Annotated in this window: 18 protein-coding genes and 1 riboswitch; of the genes, 3 read left to right on the forward strand and 15 right to left on the reverse strand. The window is 65.4% G+C overall.

The features are described 5' to 3' along the window. Positions 1-21: 21 nt before the first annotated feature. Positions 22-1,677, reverse strand: a complete 1,656-nt coding sequence (locus ACODSO_RS08090) for a DNA repair helicase XPB (protein ID WP_489036314.1) — start codon at positions 1,675-1,677, stop codon at positions 22-24. 237 nt (positions 1,678-1,914) lie between these two features. Further along, positions 1,915-4,185, reverse strand: coding sequence for a helicase-associated domain-containing protein (locus ACODSO_RS08095; protein ID WP_489036315.1), 2,271 nt, complete (start codon positions 4,183-4,185; stop codon positions 1,915-1,917). Between the two features lie 61 nt (positions 4,186-4,246). On the opposite strand from ACODSO_RS08095, the gene ACODSO_RS08100 reads away from it, so the two are divergent. Then, positions 4,247-4,435 carry a hypothetical protein gene (locus tag ACODSO_RS08100; RefSeq protein ID WP_489036316.1) on the forward strand — a complete coding sequence of 63 codons (189 nt, stop codon included), beginning with the start codon at positions 4,247-4,249 and terminating at the stop codon, positions 4,433-4,435. Between the two features lie 84 nt (positions 4,436-4,519). Here ACODSO_RS08100 and ACODSO_RS08105 read toward each other — a convergent pair whose 3' ends face one another. The 3 genes from ACODSO_RS08105 to ACODSO_RS08115 all read right to left on the reverse strand — a co-directional run bounded on the left by ACODSO_RS08105 (position 4,520) and on the right by ACODSO_RS08115 (position 8,893). After that, complete coding sequence (locus ACODSO_RS08105; RefSeq protein WP_489036317.1) at positions 4,520-5,134, reverse strand: transglycosylase family protein; 615 nt, start codon at positions 5,132-5,134, stop codon at positions 4,520-4,522. An 8-nt stretch (positions 5,135-5,142) separates the two neighbouring features. Beyond that, a riboswitch (cyclic di-AMP (ydaO/yuaA leader) is annotated at positions 5,143-5,326 on the reverse strand. 319 nt (positions 5,327-5,645) lie between these two features. Next, positions 5,646-7,064, reverse strand: a complete 1,419-nt coding sequence (locus ACODSO_RS08110; RefSeq protein ID WP_489036319.1) for a dynamin family protein — start codon at positions 7,062-7,064, stop codon at positions 5,646-5,648. Continuing rightward, positions 7,061-8,893, reverse strand: a complete 1,833-nt coding sequence (locus tag ACODSO_RS08115) for a dynamin family protein (RefSeq protein WP_489036321.1) — start codon at positions 8,891-8,893, stop codon at positions 7,061-7,063. The genes ACODSO_RS08110 and ACODSO_RS08115 overlap by 4 nt, the downstream gene beginning before the upstream one ends. A 169-nt stretch (positions 8,894-9,062) precedes the next feature. On the opposite strand from ACODSO_RS08115, the gene ACODSO_RS08120 reads away from it, so the two are divergent. Next, a complete protein-coding gene (locus tag ACODSO_RS08120; RefSeq protein ID WP_489036322.1) occupies positions 9,063-10,424 on the forward strand; it encodes a DUF7373 family lipoprotein in 1,362 nt (453 codons plus the stop codon). Between the two features lie 105 nt (positions 10,425-10,529). On the opposite strand, the gene ACODSO_RS08125 is transcribed toward ACODSO_RS08120, so the two are convergent. The 7 genes from ACODSO_RS08125 to ACODSO_RS08155 all read right to left on the reverse strand — a co-directional run bounded on the left by ACODSO_RS08125 (position 10,530) and on the right by ACODSO_RS08155 (position 16,588). Further along, the gene (locus tag ACODSO_RS08125; RefSeq protein ID WP_489036324.1) at positions 10,530-11,078 is read right to left on the reverse strand and encodes an RNA polymerase sigma factor; all 549 of its coding nucleotides are present in this window, start codon (positions 11,076-11,078) and stop codon (positions 10,530-10,532) included. Between the two features lie 148 nt (positions 11,079-11,226). After that, positions 11,227-11,613, reverse strand: coding sequence for a hypothetical protein (locus ACODSO_RS08130; RefSeq protein ID WP_489036326.1), 387 nt, complete (start codon positions 11,611-11,613; stop codon positions 11,227-11,229). Positions 11,614-11,696: 83 nt separating this feature from the next. Continuing rightward, entirely contained in the window at positions 11,697-12,665 is a 969-nt protein-coding gene (locus ACODSO_RS08135) for a C39 family peptidase (RefSeq protein ID WP_489036327.1), read from the reverse strand. Between the two features lie 32 nt (positions 12,666-12,697). Next, positions 12,698-13,669, reverse strand: a complete 972-nt coding sequence (locus ACODSO_RS08140) for a hypothetical protein (RefSeq protein ID WP_489036328.1) — start codon at positions 13,667-13,669, stop codon at positions 12,698-12,700. Positions 13,670-13,883: 214 nt separating this feature from the next. Continuing rightward, entirely contained in the window at positions 13,884-15,767 is a 1,884-nt protein-coding gene (locus tag ACODSO_RS08145; protein ID WP_489036330.1) for an Hsp70 family protein, read from the reverse strand. Positions 15,768-15,981: 214 nt separating this feature from the next. Then, entirely contained in the window at positions 15,982-16,353 is a 372-nt protein-coding gene (locus ACODSO_RS08150; RefSeq protein ID WP_068377760.1) for a YccF domain-containing protein, read from the reverse strand. A 16-nt stretch (positions 16,354-16,369) separates the two neighbouring features. Further along, the gene (locus ACODSO_RS08155; protein WP_489036332.1) at positions 16,370-16,588 is read right to left on the reverse strand and encodes a hypothetical protein; all 219 of its coding nucleotides are present in this window, start codon (positions 16,586-16,588) and stop codon (positions 16,370-16,372) included. 146 nt (positions 16,589-16,734) lie between these two features. Here ACODSO_RS08155 and ACODSO_RS08160 point away from each other — a divergent pair, with 146 nt between their 5' ends. Then, positions 16,735-17,148 carry a cold-shock protein gene (locus ACODSO_RS08160; protein WP_489036361.1) on the forward strand — a complete coding sequence of 138 codons (414 nt, stop codon included), beginning with the start codon at positions 16,735-16,737 and terminating at the stop codon, positions 17,146-17,148. Between the two features lie 19 nt (positions 17,149-17,167). Here the strand turns inward: ACODSO_RS08160 and ACODSO_RS08165 are convergent, their stop codons facing one another. Genes ACODSO_RS08165 through ACODSO_RS08175 form a run of 3 tightly spaced genes read right to left on the reverse strand, consistent with a single transcriptional unit; the run spans position 17,168 to position 20,225 of the window. Then, the gene (locus ACODSO_RS08165; RefSeq protein ID WP_489036333.1) at positions 17,168-17,722 is read right to left on the reverse strand and encodes a DUF2771 family protein; all 555 of its coding nucleotides are present in this window, start codon (positions 17,720-17,722) and stop codon (positions 17,168-17,170) included. Between the two features lie 29 nt (positions 17,723-17,751). Beyond that, entirely contained in the window at positions 17,752-19,374 is a 1,623-nt protein-coding gene (locus ACODSO_RS08170) for an MFS transporter (RefSeq protein WP_489036335.1), read from the reverse strand. A 44-nt stretch (positions 19,375-19,418) separates the two neighbouring features. Then, a complete protein-coding gene (locus ACODSO_RS08175; RefSeq protein ID WP_489036337.1) occupies positions 19,419-20,225 on the reverse strand; it encodes a glutaminyl-peptide cyclotransferase in 807 nt (268 codons plus the stop codon). Between the last annotated feature and the right edge of the window lie 30 nt (positions 20,226-20,255).

Consider the following 20,255-nt stretch of genomic DNA (forward strand, 5'->3'; position numbering starts at 1 on the left):
AGGCGGGTGACACTCCGCAGCTCAGATGGCCGGTCCGAGCATGTCGTCGGCATCGGTGATGCGGTAAGCGTAGCCCTGCTCGGCCAGGAAACGCTGACGATGCGCCGCGTACTCGGCATCGAGAGTGTCCCTGGACACGACCGAATAGAAGTGTGCCTGCCCGCCGTCGTGCTTGGGCCGCAGCAGCCGTCCGAGTCGCTGAGCTTCCTCCTGCCGGGAGCCGAACGTTCCCGAAACCTGCACCGCGACCGACGCTTCCGGAAGATCGATGGAGAAGTTTGCGACCTTGCTGACGACGAGCGTCTGGATCTCGCCCCGACGGAAGGCGTCGAACAGCACTTCGCGTTCCTTGTTCTTCGTCGAACCCTGGATAACCGGAGCGTTCAATGCCTCGCCGAGTTCGTCCAGCTGATCCAGGTATGCGCCGATGACCAGTGTCGGAGCATCCTCGTGCTTGGCCAGGATCGACTTCACGACCGCGACCTTGGTGTGGGCCGTCGAACACAGCTTGTAGCGCTCTTCCGGCTCGGACACCGCGTACGCCATCCTCTCGGCGTCGGTCAGCGTCACACGGACTTCGATGCACTCGGCGGGCGCGATCCAACCCTGCGCTTCGATGTCCTTCCACGGGGCGTCGTAGCGCTTCGGTCCGATGAGAGAGAAGACATCGCCCTCGCGGCCGTCCTCTCGCACCAGAGTTGCGGTCAGCCCGAGGCGGCGGCGCGATTGGAGATCGGCCGTCATGCGAAACACGGGTGCGGGGAGAAGGTGCACCTCGTCGTAGATCACCAATCCCCAGTCTCGGGAGTCGAACAATTCCAGGTGCTTGTACTCGCCCTTCGTCCGGCGAGTGATGACCTGATACGTGGCAATTGTCACAGGCCGGATCTCTTTGCGCTCACCCGAATACTCGCCGATCTCCTCCTCGGTGAGCGAGGTCCGCGCAATGAGCTCGCGCTTCCATTGCCGTCCGGCGACGGTATTGGTGACCAGAATCAGCGTTGTCGCTTTGGCCTTCGCCATGGCGGCGGCACCGACCATCGTCTTGCCTGCGCCACATGGAAGCACCACGACCCCCGAGCCACCGGCCCAGAACGAGTCCGCAGCCATCTCCTGGTAATCCCGCAGTGTCCACTTGCCGCCCTCGGTGTCGAGTTCGATCGGGTGTGCTTCACCGTCGACGTAACCGGCGAGGTCCTCGGCGGGCCAGCCGATCTTGAGCAGCATCTGCTTGAGGTGCCCGCGCTCGCTCGGATGGACGATGACGGTGTCCTCGTCGACCATCGCGCCGAGCATCGGTGCGATCTTCTTGTGTCGCATGACCTCGGTGAGGACCGCGCGATCGAGGCTGATCAGCGACAGTCCGTGCACCGGACTCTTCACCAGCTGCAGTCGGCCGTAGCGGGCCATGGTGTCCACGATGTCCACGAGCAGCGGCTGCGGAACTGCGTAGCGCGAGTAGTTCACGAGGGCATCGACGACCTGCTCGGCGTCGTGTCCGGCGGCGCGTGCGTTCCACAGCGCGAGTGGTGTGATGCGGTACGTGTGGACGTGCTCGGGGGCGCGTTCGAGCTCGGCGAACGGGGCGATCGCGCCGCGCGCTTCACCGGCAAGGGCATGGTCGATCTCGAGCAACAGCGTCTTGTCGGACTGGACGATCAAAGGTCCGTCGGTCACTTGTTCCTCCTAGAGCACTTCTGGACGCACGTGAAAGTGCGCAACTTCTCCATTGTCCAGACTTCGGGGCGGTAGCGCCATGTGCGCGGGAATCGCTCGGCTCGAGGGCGGGGGAAGTCGATCCGCTCCAGGGCCACAAGTCGCTCCGCTCCAGTGGCACGAATAAGTGCACCAGGGTGCACTCAACCATGCCAGCCGGCGGCGGAGCCGCGCATGCCAGCCGGCGGCGGAGCCGCGTCAGTCGACCAGGGCTACCGAGGTGATTCGATGCAGTGTGAATCGCCGGATCTCGCCGGTCGCCGGATCGAAGGCTTCCAGCTGCCCGCCACCCATCCCGACGGGGTCCACGACGCGCTGCGACGCCGTGCCCTGTGCGTCGACGTAGCCGATGGTGACGCTGCGACGTGCCTTCAGCGCCGTCTGCAGCAGCGCCAACGTTGCGGTGCCGGTGGCATGCGTCCCGTCGGAACGGACAGCTTGCCCGCCGGCCGTCGATGCCCGCTCACCCGCCCGCAATTCGGTGACGAGGCGTCCGAGCTGTTCGTCGGTCGGTACGGCTGGACTACGGAAGTGGGCACGCGAGCGCCGGACAGCGACCCGCGCGCCGCGGCTCCGTAGATCCACGATTGCGCCGTTCGCGTCCTCACCTGCGGGTGCGAAACCCGCCGCGCCGAGCACGTTCATGACTTCCGCGAGAGATGCCTGTGAGATGGCAACCGTCGGCGCCAATGCCCGCAGCGCCAACTGTTCTGCTGCGCTGGATGTCAGGACCTCGGCCAGCAGTGCCGGATCCTCGCACCGAACGAAGGACGATGCGACGCCTGCCCGCAATCGGCCGTGGCGTCGGGCGACGTCGTCGATGAGGTAGCTGAGCCCCTGTGGAACCGGTGTTCGTGAATGTGTCCCGAACAGTGAGTGCAGCTCGGCTGCGCTCAACCCGACATCGAGCGCGCGGCGAAGACTGTCCTCGGTGACGCGATACACCGTCGCGGCACCTGCCGATTCGACGTCGGCGACGAGCCCGATGCGGTCGTGCAGGTCCGGCTCCAACGGCCCTGGCGCGACGAGTGTCAGGTCGGCCTGCAGCAGTACGTAGTCGATCGGGGTCGGGAGCGCGTCGCGCATCGACGCCTCGGCGTCGCCCCCGTGCAGTAGCGCTTTGCCCGGTGTCGACAGCGCACCGCGCGCGACGATGCCGAGCGTGGTGGCCTCGTCGAGCATCTTCTCCACTGGGCGTAACCCGAAGCGGGCAGCAGACCGTGGTCGCCGCCACGCCAGTCCCCGCGAGACGTCGGTCGGGGTCGTTGCCGTACCCGAACTGAGCTCGGCCAGATATTCGAGGATGGTTCGACGATCGCGAGGTGCGGCGGGAGAGCGCACTTCCTCGGACAGCGCGGCGACGGGTTTGTCGGTGGGATCGCGCATGCCGATCAACCATGGCGCCCGCTGGAGATCGAGCCATGCCGATGCGATCGCGTGCCAGCGTGCGGCGGGAGTTGCAGTGATCCAGGAATCGACTGCGACGGTCGGTGCCCAGTAGTCGTCGCCGGAATCGTTCGACGGCACGGGATCGGGAGTGCCGCTCGCGATCAACGATGCGCCCGCCAGCAGTTCGAGGAGAAGGCTCACCTGCGCCTCGTCGAGGCCGGTGGCCTTGCTGATGCGCTTCGCTTCGCGGACGCCGAGACCACCGGCTTTCAGGGCTGGAGCCGGGCTGACCGCCAGCGCATCGATGACCGCTGCACAGTGCCGTATCAATTCGAGCGCTTCGCCTGCGGCAGTCGCGTTGACGTCGGCGAGAGAGTTCTTGGTCGCCTGTGGCTTCGGCGGTGTCATCGACGTGGGGTCCGAGATCGGTTCGCCGCGCAACGCCTGGCCGACCTGAGCGGGAAGTTCGACGGTCTGCTCGTCGAGCCAGATCAACAGGCCTGCCCGCAAGAGCTTCTGGACGGGCCGGTCGGGTGAGGTGCCCGGGGCGGCGTCGCGGGTGCGCCCGGTGGGCGACGAGCGGGCAAGCGTAGAGAGCAGCTTGCGCGAGCTGTCGTCGATTTCGGCCAGCGCCTCGGTGATGCGCTCCGGGGTCAGGACCTCGGTGGAATCGAGGATGCGCCCGATCCGCCATGGCACCGCATCGCGAGCAGCAGGCGTCATCCGGAGCGAGCGGGTGCCCCAGACCAGTGCACGCTCGCGAAGCGCCGACAGTGCCTTCTCGACTGCCTTGGCGCTTGCTCGCTTGTCGATGGCAGCGTCGAGTTGCGAGCGCGGCACTGGCATCTCGTGGGCGCCCTCGATGGCGAGCAGCTCGAGAATGGTCAGTGCAAGGGTGTCCAGCGTGTCGGCGCTCCGGAGGATCGAGGCCCGTTGCTCGGCTCGTCCGGCGAGCACAGCGATCGTCGACGGCGGCGGCACGGTCAGGTCCGGGCGCAGCGTGAGGGTGCCGACGAGTTCGGTATCGGTACGGGACTTCAACCAGGTGGCGAGGTCCGGTGGCGCTGCTGTTTCGGTCATCGCTTATCAGATTAGTGACCTGGGCTGGCGGATGCCGCAGCGCAGGTGTCAAAATAGGCGCATGGTGAACAAGTCGAAGAAGCCCTACGTCGATCCAGGCTGGCCGGAAACCGCACGCGGCGACCACGCGGTGAGTGAGTTGGCCTCCTCACGCTCGGGAGGCTTGTCTCCTTACGGCGAGGACACCGAGTTCCCGCTGCCCGTGGACCAGTTGCCGTATGCCCACCCCGTGACCGTCGTCAATCGCTAGAACTACCTGCTCCACACCTCAGGCTTCTCCACAACGAAGAAGGCCCCCGAGTGATCGGGGGCCTTCTTCGTCGAGTGTGACGCTTTACTGAGGCAGGAATGCCTTGTTGGCCTGGTAGAACTCGACCAGCTGGGGATCGAGCTGAATTCCCTGGGTCGCGTCCTTGATCAGCGTGGCGATCTGCGGGTCGTTGGTGATGGTCTGCACCGCGCCCGTGATGCCGTCGATGACCTCGGCGGTGCCGTCGACCGTCGGGATGCTGGTGAGGTCGGGAAGCTTCGGTGCCTCGGGAGCAGACTTCGGCGATGCCGGGACACTGCGCTCGGAAGGCGAGCTGCTGAGTCCGAGGCTCGACGAGCAGGAAGGCCATGCGCCCCAGCCCTGCGATGCGAGCACCTTCTCGGCGACTGCGATCTGTTCTTCGCGGCTGGCCTGGTTGGCAGAGGCGGCGTACTGCCCGCCGCCGTGCGAGGTCCAGGTGCTCGGCGAGAACTGCAGGCCGCCCTGGAAGCCGTTGCCGGTGTTGATGCCCCAGTTGCCGCCGGCCTCGCACTGTGCGAGTCGGTCCCAGTCGGAATCAGGGGCAGCACTGGCGGTGCCCGTGAAGGCCAAGCCTGCTGTGCCCATGATCGCGCCGGTTACGGCGACCTTGGCTACGGTGCGGCCGGTGGTGGTCGGCTTGCGATGACGTCCGCTCATACGAGTTGAAATCCTCTCCACTGGCGCCTGCGAGGTCAGCTGTCGGGTTCGGGCTGAGAGGTAGCCCGGCCCAACTCTCCCGAAGGAAATGTTGGGCTTCACCCCAAGGAAAGTTGTGCTCTCGCACAGCTTTCCGGTTATCCGAGAGGACGTGTGGGTCCCCCGTCCTCGTCCCCTGGGTGTTCTTGTGGGGGTCCGTTCCCGCGGGACGAGGTTTGGCGCTGCGGGTACGGAGTCGGCCGAAGTTTCTCAGCCGCCACTGACCGTACTGAAATTCCCCTGGAGTGTCACCATTTGGTAACTGTTTCATTTTCGGCCAGGACTGCTGCATCGCCGAACCCGATTCTGGGTAACGAACGAACCTGCAGCTAGCAGCGTCGGAGTTCCGATGACGCTCAGGCGTTGCCCTTCCGTTACCCCATCGTTATGTGACAGAAGTCACATGATCCAGGTGGGGCTGAAGTGACGAAAGTGACTGGGCATCCAGCTTGGGACCCGGAGGCACCCGCCGTCAGCGGCTCAGGTTTCCGTACGTGTGGATCAGCGCGACCAGTGCGGCATCTTCGGCAGCGGTGAGGGTCACGAGGGCCTGCGTGTGCGCCCAGGCGAGCTTGTCCTGCGCGGCTGCCCGGACGTGGTCGGGCCCGGCGGTGGGGGAGATGCCCAGTCTCGATGCCGGTGTGCTGTGTTCGACGAGACGACGTAGTTCCTGGGTGACCGGAGATGCCGGATCGGCGCCGAGCATCGCTTCGAGATGTCCGAACAGCACGACGGTGTGGAGGGCCGGGTCGGATCGCAGGTGATCGACGATGTCGCGAATGCGCTCGCGCTCGGGGTGGCTGTAGGCGAGGCGGTCGAGTTCGCCGAGGATGCGGTGGGCACGTTTCACCGCCGCGAACGCGCCCAGATGAGAGGCAAGGAGATTCTGCAGTCTCGGCACACCGGAATGCGCGACGAGCCAGTCGTTGAGCGCTGCAGCGCCCTGTGCCGCGACGGTGCGGCCGTGGATCGTGCCGTATTCGCCGAGCAGGTCGACCAATCGGCCGCGCACGTGTGGAGGGACGAGCGCGTCGTCGTCGGAGTCGAGCAGGTCGATCAGATCGAACGGGTCGATCCCGTGCATGGCATGCAGGGCGCGGGCGTCGGCTTCGGTGAGAACTCCGGTGTGCGAGGTCTCGGCGAGCAGACCTGCGATCGGAACGACGGTCATCACGGTGTCGGCGAGCTGGGCCGACAACCGTGTTGCGTGCTCGCCCGCATGCGCGAGCGGATCGCGGGCTCCGAGAGCGCCTTCACCGAAGCCGTCCGCGCGCGACAGCACTCCCAGGGTGGTCAACGGGGTGAAGCCGAGTTGGCGGAGGAAATCGATCTCGTCCGCCCGGGGAGCCCCGTCGAACAAGAACACTGCGGCATCGGCGTCGACGGACGCGGTGCGAGTTTGGTCGTACCCGTCGATGAGGACCCGCCGGGTTCGAGCTTCGTTCTCGGCCGTCAACGTCGCCAGACCCGGGGTGTCGACGAGGGTGTACTCGCGGATCGCGGCCGAGGGCAACCACCGATGCAGGTAGGCGATGTCGTGCGGCGCGATGTCGAGACCGTGGATCCGGCCCCGTTCGGTGTGTACCGGTGCCCGAGTACCGTCGACGAGCACTGCCTCGGCGCGAGCTGGTGCACCCTCTTGGTACACCGAGACAACCCTGGTGGCTTCGAGCGCGCCGGTGTCGGCGATCTTCGCGCCGATCAACGCGTTGACCAGTGTCGATTTTCCGGCTTTGAGTCGGCCGACGATGACGATCCGCGGCGGTGACCACAGGATGGCACCGATGCGGTTGGCGTGGCCGGCCAAGTCCGGGCCGAGTGCCGCGAGGGCGTGCAGGGCGCGATCGAGTCCTGCACGAACCGGGTCGAGCTGCGTTCCTTGCGCCGTCATCGTCCCACTCCGGTGAGTTCGGCAATGAGGGCTTCGGCTCGGGTGATGTTGCCCTTCACCACTTTCAGGTTGTTTTCCAGGCGGTCGCGTTTCTTTTCCCGTACGGCAGTATCCGAGCGGGCACTTTCTTCGGCGTCCTTGATCTGCGACTGCAACTGTGCGATCGAGGTCTTGAGATGCTCGCGATAGCGAATCACGATCTCCGGGCGGGCAAGTGCGATGGTCGATTCGAACGTCCGAGCGGTCGCTGTCTTGGTCGCGGCAGTCGTTTCTCGCATCCAGCTCAGCAGATTCGTCTTACCGGCGCGCATGGCCCGAAACCCCAGGTTGAAACCGACCCACGCGATCCCCACCACGGCTCCGACGCCCACGACGGTGGAGAGTCCGACGATGCCGCCGAGCATCGACGATCCCATCACTCCCATGGTCAACATCGACGGATCGAGCAGCCCATGGCGTTTGCCGGCGACGGAGTGCGTGTCGAGCGTGCGGCCGGACAGGGTGGCCACGACCTGCTCGTAGATCTCTTCCCACACCACATCGGAATCGAATCGCGGTTTCACGATCGTGGTGTAGAGCTGCTCCAGGAAGACCGTCATCGACTCGGCCATCGCCGATTGGAAGTCTCTCTCCATTTCGGCGGTGAAGTGCTGCGGGTTCTTCCGTAGCACCTCCATCCCGTTCTTGTTGATCCTGCTCGTCCACTTCTCGCGGATCGCATCGAGCCGTCGGTCGAGTTCGGCGGTGGCGTTCTGCCGGATCAGCGTCAGATCGCGTTGCAGATATTGCTCCCACTGCTGGGAGTGATCTTTGAGCTCTTTCAGTTCGTCGAGCTGCGCGGTCAAATCGGGGACCACCCGAGCCGCGTCGTCGATCGCCGCGATCTGAACGGCGAGGTCGTCGGCGAGGCTACGCAGTCCACCTACCGCGGTCCGCAACCCGCTGGCCGCCGGAAGTTGATCGGCGACAGCGAGTTTCGTCTCGATCAACGCGCGCAGCGCGGTGATCCCGGAACGATGCTCGGCCGCGTCGCGGGCAGCGCCCGGTGGCATCTCGGCGGCGACGACGGCCCGCAGGCTCGAGACCCCGAGCACCGGAATTTCGCGACCGAGATGCTCGCGCAGCAGGGCGGTGTTCTGCTCTACGATCGGCCTCCACCGACGCACGTTCTTGTCGGTCTTGGTCACCGCAACGATCAGTGCCTCGACGCCAGCGCCGGCGCCGGAGATGAACTCCATCTCGGGTGCGGTGAGCGGGGTGGACGCGTCGCAGACTATCACCACCACGCATGCTCGCGCTGCGCTGTCGGCCGCGAGAGCGGCGTACGAGGGGTCGAGGCCGCCGACACCGGGAGTGTCGATGACCGTTGTGGTCCCCATCCGGTTGCCGGGCACAGCGACCACTGCGCGGGTCGGCAGCTCCACCGCTCGGGCATCGCGGACGCGCGCGCCTTCGCAGGAAACCCAGTCCTCCAGGTCGGCGTGGGGGATCGCCTCGGTGCGATCGGGATAGATCAACTCCGCGCCCCCGCCTGGCGCACCTGCGTCGGTATCGGTGAACGACAGGGTCGTCGAGGTTGTCACGTCGACACCGACCGGGGAGGCATCCCGGAACCCGACGAGGGCATTGACGAGGAAACTCTTGCCGCGCTTGACTTCTCCGACCACGACGACAGTGCGGGCGAGGTCCTGTGCGGCGCGGCGAGCGGCGAGGTCGGCGACCGCGTCGAACTGGAACGGGCGCAGGATCTTGGTGGTGATCGTCTCGAGCAATGCCGCGGCGCGATCTGTTGCCGGGGCAGGAGGCGCTGCTGTATCGCTCGAGTTCACTGCCCCTCCGCTTCGTTCGCCTTCGATTTCGACCCCCGTGCGCATGATCTGCGCGGTCAGACTCTAACCCCGGCCATCGTCGGGGCGCGGAACGGAGCCCGGTCGGCACCGTCGTGGATTCGTCGAGAGGAATTGGTGGCCTCGGTGCGGGAACCTTATGCGGTGCCGGATGCATCCAACAGTCAGTGACACCGACAACGAGCCCGGCGCAGTCTTCGACGACCGGGCTTACTACCGAGAGGATCTTCGCGTGCGTTCGAGAACATGGCTGAGGCGTGCAGGGGCGATTGCCTGCGCCGGTGCGGTATTGGCCGGATGCGGCACCGACACCAGCGACGGCCTGCCCGTGGCGAAATCCGGCGGAGACGCGAGCGAGGAGAGCAGTGCTGTCGACCCGGCGGCACTCGATACCGGAAGCTATCCCACCAGCCCGGCTCCGGAGTTCGGTCGTGCTACCAGGGACAACATCCTCGACGTGGAAACCCAGCGACTGGCCGAGTTCGTCGTGGTGCCCTTCGAGGTGGACCCGAACTTGGTCACGGCGAAGATGCCCACGATGGTCATCCGCAGCCACGAGAACCTCGAGATGGTGCTCAGCGGGAATGCAGCCGATGTCGCCGAAGCCCACGGCATGCTGTACGGATACGTCTCCACGGCCGCAACCGCGACCACAGCTGTCACCGACCCGTCCCGCTCGCTCGTGCAGATGGTCCTGCGCTTCGAAACCTCCGACAACGCTGCTGCCGCAGCCCAGGAGATGCATGACGGGTTGACCACCGTCGACTCCGATGGCACTGGCGTCGAGACCCCGGAGACGATCGGAATCTTGCCCAACACTCTTGTCTCGACGTCGGAGTACACCCACAGTGCTGGTCCCGAGGTGTCCGCCAACGCGTTCACCGCGCACGGCAACTACCTGATCTACACCTGGGCCAAAGCGCCTGCCGACGAGAAAGAGTGGACAGCTCAGGCCGTGGCTCGCGCGCTCGATCTGCAAGGTCCGCTCATCGACCAGTTCCCTGCGCAACCGACCCTGGCGCAGAACGGGGGCGAGCCCGCCGAATTGCCCATGATCGACCAGGACAAGATCCTCCTCTACGCCATTCCCGAGGAAGACGAGCAAGCTGATTCCGGTAACGACATGGCTTCTTACGGCCCCCGCGGAATGTCACACCGCTCGACGAACCCGCCGTTGACCTACCGCGTTCTCACCGAGGCCGGTTCCGACCACAACGCGGTCTACAAGACGAACGTCTACCGGGCGTCCGACGACGCCGGTGCGCAGATGATCGTCGAGGAATTCCGCAACGACCTCACCTCCCAGGGATACGTGGAAGCACCGTCGCCGCAGGGACTTCCCGACGCAGTGTGCCTGAGCAAGGACACCACGAACGGGACGACCGACTACTGCTTGGTCGTCAACGGGCGCTACGTCGGCGAAGCGTACGGAACGGACGACAAGAAGGACGTCGACCAAAAGATCAGCGCCCAGTACCTGATCCTCGAACAGGCCGACCAGAACGCAGAGTAGAGCGTGGTCGGCTCGAAAACGAAGCCGTCCGGCGCACCCACCGATTGGGGTGTGCCGGACGGCTTTGCCGCGTTCTCTTGTCTCCTGTGCAAGGCAACCCGATTGTCAGTGGACGTCGGTACGCGGACCGAGCAGGGCGGCGAGCTGTTTACGTGCACGGTGGATGCGGGTTTTGACCGTTGCCACCGACACACCTTGGTGTTCGGCGATGTCGGCATAGGGCATGTCGGCAAATTCGGCGAGCACGATCGCGACGCGAAAGTCCTCGGGCAGCTCGTTCAAGGCCTGATGGACCACCGATGCGGTCGCGACCCGGTCGTCGATTCGAGGTTGGTCGTGGCCGAGGTCGATGCCAGGCTCGTCGGTGGTGTCGTCGTCGAGGCTCGAGGTCGGTTTACGGCGGCGTACGACAGCGAGGGCAGCGTTGACCGCGATGCGGTGCAGCCAGGTGTTGAAGCGTGCCTCGCCGCGGAACCTGTGCAGATTCTGCCAGGCCGCTGTGACGGTGTCCTGGAACGCATCTTCGGCGTCGTGGGTGTTGCCGGTGATCTGCAAGCAGACATGCCACGCATTGGTGCGGTATCGGCCGACGAGGTCGGCGAATGCACGGTGATCACCGAGGCGGCACGCCGCGATCAGCTCTGACTCGCTCATTCCACCCCCGATCGATGCTGCGAATCTCCGCCGTGTCCACCCCCGGCGGAGAGATAGTACCCACCGGTACGAACCCGGGCGGATATGAGCATGCTCGCGGCAGGACCGAACTCCCGTTGGACGTTGCAGGGCCCAGCGGTAGCTCGCATCAAAGAAGATCGTCGCCCGGCTCGTCGGTGTGCCCGAAATCGATGTCGAGCTGGTGGCCGAGGTCGTCGCCCGGTCCGGTGCCGCCAGAGTCGATCCCCAGGTCGTCGGCCAGGGGGAGGTCGGTGTCGCCGTCGGGATGAGGTGCGTCGTCGTCGAGCACGTCGTCGAGCACGGTGTCGTCGTCGAGCGCCATGTCCTCGTCGTCGAGCACGAGGTCCTCGTCTTCGGGGACGAGGGGACGGTCGTCCAATTCGGGGACGAGGTCGGAATCGACGGAAGCATCGGGGTCGAACGCGGCGTCGAGGGTGCGGTTCCAGACCCCGTCGGGAAGCGGTGGCAGGTCGCCGGCGAGCTCACGCAACAAAGCCATGTGGTCGTCGGTCATCGTTCACCTCGCTACTGTCCGGTCGACTCGGCCGTGGGCGATGGCGCGCCCAGAGGTCCAATGTGTTCATTGTGCCTGGTGGTTCACGAGCGAAGCGAGATGACCGTCGTTCTGGCCGGCCGCGTGTCGGTCACGGGTGGTGTCGTGGTGGTCGAGTCGGTGTCGGCCGGAATCAGATCGGGATCCGAATCGTCGGCGACGAGCATCTGATGCCCGGAGTCGGCCCAGGCTTGCTCGAACTGCTCGATCGGCACTTCGAGTTGATTGCCGTCCGGTACTCCGGGGTCGGAGAGGATGACGACGCCGCGTGCGTCGTCGATGCCGGCGACGACCAGGACATGGTCCGGGCGGTTGTCTTCGACGCCTTCGTGCTCGGGTTTCCAGATTTCCCCGGAGTCGACCATCGCGACGACGCCCTGCCCGTTGTCGAGGGCCGAGCGGAGATCGTCGAGCGACCCGGAGCTGATGGTGGCGGGCACGCCCTGATCTTCGAGAAGGATCTCGATGTCGGGCAGTGTCATTCCGCCGGCCGGATCATCACCGGCCATCAGGCCCAACTCGACCGCGCGATCGACGAGATCCCGGGGGTCGCTGATGTCGGCCTCGGTGTATTCGGCGACGAGTTGTCCGACGACTGCGGGGCCGCAATATCCGTCGAACTGTTGGTAGAACCAGTTGATCGTCCACTGCGCGGGGTTTCCGTGCACTGCGTCGGCGTCACCAGGTGGCGTAGAGGCATCTTCGGTGCTGTCGGAATCGGCGCCCGAGGTGTCGATATCGGAGGTGTCGATATCGGAGAGGTCTATGTCGAGTGCAGGGTTGCCCGTTGCCAGGGAGTCGGCCGCGGAGGATCCACTCGGCCCGGGTCGTGTGTAGACGGCTTCGGAATCGTACTGGTCCTCGCGGTGGGGGCCGGCCGGTGCACCGATCAGCTCGGCGCCTGCCATGCCGTCATCGGAGAAGTCCGCAGTGACCTGCTCTCCGGCACACCCGTCGGCGAGATCATCTGCCGCATCGGACGGCCACATCGCGGTCGTGTCGAACTCGTGCATCGGTCGGCCCCTTGTCGTCGAGGAAAGTTCGGTCAGAGGTCGTTCTGCGATTCGGCTGGGTAAGTGCCGGCCTGCGCGTGGTAGTTGTCGTCGGCGGGAATGGCCGACTCGAGGCTCTCGATGGTGCCGAGGTCCGTGTCGGCGCCGGTGGCCACGGTGTCGAAGTTGCCGTCGCCGTTGCTGTCGAGCTCGCCCAAATCGAATCGGCCGTCACCATCGGTGTCGACGAGGGTGGCGTTGATGCGGCCATCCGCATCGGAGTCGAGCATCGCGGTGTCGAACCGGCCGTCGCCGTTCGAGTCGATCAGCACGACGTCCACCTGGCCGTCGCTGTTCGAGTCGATCAGTGTTTCGGTGATCGCACCGCCCTCGATGGTGTCCTGGCGGACCGGCGCGCCGCTGACGGGGTCGTGGAACGTCGCCAGGTCGACGTCGCCGTCGTCGTCGAGATCCTCGGCGACGCGGATAGTGCCGTCGGACTGCTGCGCTGCTGCGGTCTCGTAGGTGCCGTTCGAGTCGGTGTCCTGCTCGATCAGGGTGATCGTGCCGTCTTCGTTGTAATGGGTTGTGGTGTCGATTCCGTCGACTCGCGAATGGGTCAGATCGATGAGACCGTCGCCGTCCACGTCGCGTGGCGAGACGTAGTCGACCTGACCGTTGACCCCGATGGCCTCGTTGACCGTCGATGCAGCGGGTGAATCGACTGCGTCTACCTTGGCAGGGGGCACCGACTCCGATGCGGTGGCCGAGGAGTCGCCGTAGGTGGCGGTCGATGGGTCGGCGGTCACCTCTGCCGAGGACGCTGTCGGCTCGGCTGCTGTTGCCCTGTCGTCGGATGTATCAGTGGCAGCAGAGATCTCGTTCATTTCTTCCTCCATGGCGTTGGTGATGGCATCGGCTTTCTCTTCGACACTCATGGTTGGATCGTTGGCGATCGCGTCGAGTTTGGCCTTGTACTCGGCGGAGTCGGTGCTGTCGTAGACGGCTTTGTCGTCGTTCTGCATGGCGTGTCCTCTTTCGGGCGTATCTCGAGTTGCTCTCGTTGTTGCGGTCGATAGTTGGATGCACCCGGGCCCGCAAAAGGTTCCCGCGCATTCGAAAAAGAACGTCGCGACGCGACCGTGCTGTGCTCGAGAGAAGCAGCAGGGGCCACCAAGACCGGATTGGTCCTGGTAGCCCCTGCTGTGGAAGGTGTTGTCGCCGAGCCTTTTCGGCGTGTCAGTTGATCAGTCCTGCGCGGCTGAGGAAGGTCTTCGCGCCGTCTGCCCCGACCGCGTCGTAATAGCCCACCATCACACCGGTCGCGCCGTTGGCGTAGGCGATGGAGTAGGCGCCGGTGATCTCGGGAGCGGACAGGTGCGCCGCAGCAGTGCGAGCGACGTTCTCCACGATCTGATTGTCGGCGGCCGCGGTGTCGTTCTGATTCCCCTGCCGGAGCCGCAGGACCTGCTTCTTCGCCTCACGGACGTCCACCGAGACCGTGATGTACGACGCCCCACTGTTCTCTTCGACTATCCCGCTCGTCAACGAACTGTCCGCCGGGATTTGGCATTGCAACTGTGCACCGCCGTTGTCGGTCTCTCCGGTCTGTTTGCACTCCGAGAGCTCCGCGCGCAGTGCCGGCGGAAGACCTGCGACGACAGCCTCTTTCGTCGTCGGAGGCGTGTCGACGGCATCTCCACCTCCCGACGCGGCCGCCGGATCGACGTCCTGTGCCACACTCGAGCTCGGCCCGCCTGCTGTCGGTGCGTCCGAATCGCCGCTGCTTCGATCGAGGACCAAGAATCCTGCCAAGGCTGCGATCGCCACGACCGCGACTGCAGCACCCGCCATCACCAACTTCCTGTGCCCGCCGGTAGCCGGTTCGGGGTGCGCGGGTGTTCCGATCGACGGGCTCGGCCACTCGGCGAGTGCCGTGGTAGGCGGATTCGGCACCGCTGGAGCCGGCCGGGTCGGTTGTGGTCCAGGAGTGCGTGTCGGGCCCTGCGGGCTGTGAACCGGGCCCTGCGGGCTGCGAACGATGGGTGCAGCAGCAGCCAAAGCTCCTTGCGCCACCACGGTTTTCGGATCGTCCAGCGTCGCGATCGGTCCGAGGGGACGCAGGCGTTCGTGCACCGCTGGGATCCTCGACGACCCGCCGGTGAGGTACAGGGCTTCGAGTTGGCCTGGCTCGGTGATGCGGGCGTCGAGCAGCGTCGACCTGGCCAACTCGACAGCTTTGTCCAACACCGGGGAGATCAGCTCTTCGAACTCGTCCCGGGTGATCTGGAAACGCTCGGTGCGTCCGTCGCCGGTGACCGCGATCGTCGCAGACGGTGCCTCCGACAGCAGTTCCTTGGCTCGACGGATCGAATCTTCGAGGGCATATCGCACGTCCAGAGGGGCGCGGGTGCGTAGGAAGTCGAGCAGGTCGGGGTCGCGGACATCGAGTTGCTGATCCACCCAACGGCGCATGTGCGCGTCCAGGTTCTTTCCACCCAACCCGTTGTCACCGCGGGCGGCTACGACGTCGAAGCTCCCGCGGCTGTTCGCTTCGAGCACCGCTACGTCGAGGGTGCCTCCGCCGAAGTCGAAGACCGCGATCTTCGTTCCCGGCGTCACCGTGTGCGCGCGGGTGTAATAGTGCGCGGCCGCGCGAGGCTCGGACACCGTGGTCACCCGAGACGGATCGTGACCGAGCTGGGCGGCGGCATCGAGCAACACCTGAATCTCGCGTCGCGACCAAGCTTCGGGGTGTGTGAGCACCAGCCTCGACGGCGCAGTACCGCTGTGGGCAGCCGTGGCACGTGCGATGACCGAGTCGAGAACAGCAGCCACGGGTACGGCCGCGGGGACGGTGTACCCGTTGACCGTCACCACCCCCTGCCCGATTGCGCGTTTCGGGGCCGGGATGAATGCGGCAGGGTTCGACTCGGCGCGGTCGGTGGCTACGTCGCCGACCGCGATGCGATCCGGCGATTCGACGAACACCGACGACGACATCGTCGTGCGATTGTGCGACAGGGTCAGCGCCTCCACCGCACCGCTGATCGGGCTCGTGTGCGCTGCAGCGGTGTTGGAGGTACCGAAATCGATCGCGAGTACCCAGTCGCGTGCAGCCATCAGTGCCGAACCTCGCGACGAGAGTCGAGCATGTATCCACGGCATCGCGCCGTCATAGTGCACCTGTACACAGTCAGTCCGCCCTTCTCGCATCGGCCGGGCATCGAGGTGCCCAGGCCGGGAGGGAATTTACCTCCACCGGTAGTTGGATGCTGCGGCCATGCCGAAAGGTTCCCGTGTCCTTCCACACCGGGACCGTGCCTGTGCCTGTGAATCAGGCGTCGACGATGTCCTTGCCCAACGGCATGAGCGAGATCGGGATCATCTTCAGGTTCGCGATGGCCAGCGGGATCCCGATGATGGTGATGGCCATCGCGATCGCCGTGGCGATGTGTCCGATCGCCAACCACACCCCGGCAACGATCAGCCAGATCACGTTTCCGATGACCGATGCGACTCCCGACGTCGGCCGCTCGACGACGGTCTTGCCGAACGGCCACAGTGCGTAGACGCCGATCCGGAACGAGGCGATGCCGAACGGGATGGTGATGATGAGGATGCAGCAGATGATGCCTGCTGCGAAGTAGCCCAGCGCGAGCCACAGCCCGCCGAAGATCAGCCAGATGATGTTCAGAATTACTCGCATCGCCAGTACTCCCTCTCTATCGCGCACGCCGGCCGGACATCAGTGCGTAAACCAGTGCCAGGACGAACCCGAGTGGCGCGGCGATCATCGCCGTCAGATAAAGCCACAGGGGTGGCTCGTTCCCGCCGACCGCAGGCACCAAGAATATCGCTGCGATGGCGAGAAGTCCCGCGGCGAACAGCGTCAGTGCTACGCGCAGGAGTACGGAGTTCGAGCTGTGTCGTCGTTCGGTCACAGGCTCAACGGTAGCCGCGAAGGAAACCGAGGTGCCCGGCACCGTGCCTGCGCGCTAGACTGGTGCATTCGCGTCCTGCCTAGTTGTGTGGGGCGCGAAATTTTATGCCAGCAAGACCATACGAGACAAATGGACGGGTGAGCGCAGTGCCTACCGGCAAGGTGAAATGGTACGACGTCGACAAGGGGTTCGGCTTCCTCTCGCAGGAGGAAGGTGAGGACGTCTACGTCCGTTCGTCGGCGCTCCCGGCAGGTGTCGAGGGCCTCAAGGCGGGCCAGCGCGTCGAGTTCGGGATGGCCGCGGGACGCCGTGGACCGCAGGCGCTCAGCCTGAAGGTCCTCGAACCAGCACCGACAGTGCGTCAGAACACGCCGAACCGCCGCGAGCCGGTCGAGCGCAAGCACACCCCGGACGAGCTTCACGGCATGGTCGAGGACATGATCACGCTGCTCGAGGCAACGATTCAGCCTGAGCTGCGCAAGGGTAAGTACCCGGACCGCAAGACCGCTCAGAAGATCTCCGAGGTTGTTCGCGCGGTTGCCCGGGAACTCGACACTTGATTCCCCCGAACGCCGGCGTCTAGCTCGTCGCGATCGACCAGATCGCGTGGCTGATGATCTCTTCCTGCGCGGTCTCGGTCGAGATCACCCCGGACGGCAGTCGAATCTCGACGCCGAGTAGCTTTCGGCCGTCGTCGTCGACCGGTGCGACTGTCAGTCCCAGCTTCTGGTCGGGGAGATAGAGCGTGTCGGTTTCGACCACGTTGCCGCTGCCGTTCGAGCCGCTGCCGTCCGAGCCGCTGCCGTTCGAGCCGCTGCCGTCCGAGTACACGGCGGCGACGATCCAGGGCGCCGAGGTGATCTCGGAGGGCAGCGACAGCTGCAGTGGACGGCCGGCGCGCACCGGAAGGCTCGCACTGGCTCCGTCGGGATCGCACAGTGGCGCCTCGACGGGGCAGTACAGGTACGGCTCGACCGTGACGGCCTTGCCGTCGGCGAACGCGGTGATGGTCGGTCGATGAGTCGGCGCATCCGAGATGAGGAGCGCCAGCACAGCGACAGACGCCACGCCGATGACGAGGAGTCCGGCGGTTCCGATGGCCAGTAGTTTTTTGGTCTTCGGTGCGAAGTTCACTTGGCTCACGTTCTGTCGATGTGGAACGACTACGAAACGGTAGTCGATACTTCCTGGTCGGCGTGGTCGGGCCGGTTGCCGCCGAAGCCGGGGAGCAGGGATCGCCCGCGGTAGGTCAGGAACGTTTGGACGAGTCCGATCGTAAGCACGACCGATACGACGGTGAAGCCCAGCCAGTACTCGGTGGGCAGCAGCACCCCCATGGTGCCGCCGAGCACCCAGCAGAGCTGCAGCACTGTCTCGGACCGTCCGAAGCCGGAGGCAATCGACTCGGGAGGCAGGTCGGACTGCAGCGATGCGTCGAGGGAGACCTTGGCAAGGGCACTCGCACACGAGGCGACGAGAGCTGCCAATGCTGCCGTCAACAGACTGTCGGTAACGGCAGCGACGATCGCGATGAACGTGACCGCAGTTGTGCACCTGAGTACGACGATGGCGGGTTTGCCGAGCTTGAGGCGCGCTCCCGTGGCATTGCCCGCGAAGTTGCCGATCGCAGCGCCCGCGCCGACGAGTCCGAGCATCGCCGCCTGCTTGATGGGTTCGTGGTCGGTCTGTGCCTTCGCGACGAAGGCGACGTACAGCGTCAGGAATCCGGTGAGCACTCGAATGGTTCCGTTACCCCACAACCCTATGATGACGGATCTACCGAGTGGCTGCCGCCGGGCCTTCGGTGGGGCAGCCGTGGCATTTCCGCGCCGGATGACCTCGGTCTGGGCGTTGTCGCCGTGATAGCTGAGCGTGGCCGGAACTTCGCCCTCGGTGACCTCCACCCACGACGGAATCCGCATCGACAGCCACGCACCGAACACGGTGATTGCCGCCACGAACCACAGCGCGCCGGGTGAATCGGCGACGAATGCGATACCTGCGGCGATGCCACCGGCGACGATGGTTCCGCCGAGCAGACCGAACACCGTCAGCCGCGAGTTGACCCGGACGAGGTCGATCTCGGGCGGCAGCACGCGGGGCGTGACAGCGCTCTTGAGCACTGCGAACGATTTGCTCAGGACCAGCATCCCCAGAGCCGCCGGATACAGAACCCAGCTGTCGAAATTGAACACCAGCACTACCGCCAAAACAGTCCGCAACAGGAACGACGTCGCCAACGCGATCCGTCGACCGTGCTGCAACCGATCGAGCATCGGGCCGATGAGCGGAGCGATCAAGGCGAACGGAGCGATCGTGATGACGAGATACAGCGCCACCTTCGTCTTGTCCTCGCCGGTCGCCGCGGAGAAGAACAGCGTGTTCGCGAGCGCGACCGCCATGGCGGCGTCGGATGCGAAGTTCGCCATCGTGGCATAGGTCAGGGCGGTCAACCCCGACTTGTCGGCACCGTCGGCTTTGGCTGCTCGCTGGAACGTCGCGATGCCCTTGCCGGTCAGCTCACGGCTGCGCATCGCAGCAACACGCGTGACGGTCAGCTTGCGGGGCATCGGCGGAGGCTTCGGCCCCTGTGATTTCGCTCCCGAGGGCGGTTGCTTCGAGGGCGTGTGGGGTGTCGGATGCAGGGGCGGCAGCGGCGTCCGCCGGCTCGGAACGTGACCACCCGGGTCACTCCGCAGGCTCCGCTCCTGGGAAGCCGGCGGATAGTTGTCGAACCCTGGATGGTCCTCACCCGGTGGGGCGTCGGAGTCGCGGGGATCGGTCACGAGATCAATTCTGTCCTAAATCTGCGGCGGTTGAGAACACCGACTCACTGGGAGGCTGTGAACTCCACCTCGTACATGGTCGGCCACAGCTTTCCAGTCACGAGAAAGCGATCAGTTCCGGGGATCTGCGCGATGCCGTTGAGCACGTCGGCGCCGGCTCGCTCGTCGGTCGTCATCGCATCCCACAGTGGACGGGCATCGATCATGGCGGTGACGTCTCCTGTCTTCGGATCGATTCTGGCGATGTCGTAGGTACGCCACACGTTCGAGTACACCGAACCGTCCTCGGCGCACTCGAGTTCGTTGAGGTTCGCCACTGGTTGCCCGCTCGAGGTCACCTCGACCGTCGAGGTGACCTCGAACGTCACCGGATCACGGAAGGTGAGTGTCGACGATCCGTCACTCATCACCAGTCCGGCGTCCGTGGATTCGCAGAGGCCCCAGCCTTCACCGTCGTACTCGACGCGGCGGAGTTCTTCGAGGGTCTGCGGGTCGCGCGCGAATGCGACACCGTCTTGCCAGGTGATCTGCCAGGCGGTGTCGCCGGCGACGGTGAAACCTTCGCCGAAGTAGTCCGCGGACAGGTCCACTCGGCGGAGTTCGGCGCCGGTGTCGAGATCGGACACCGTGATGTACGAGGACCCGTTGCGACCCGTGCTCTCGTACAGCTGACCGTCGGACACTTCCAACCCCTGCGTGAACGCAGTCCGGTCATGAGGGAGGGTGCGTACGACCGACACGGACAGGTCCGGAACCGACGTATCCGTAGCTGCCGGGGTGGACGACGTGCAGCCCACCAGCAGGGCGGTCGAAGCGACAAGGCCAAGCAGGATACGAAACGAGGCCGACATGGCCTCATCATGGCAGCCCGAACTGGGCGC

The sequence above is a fragment of the Rhodococcus sp. FG69 genome (genome assembly GCF_057808915.1).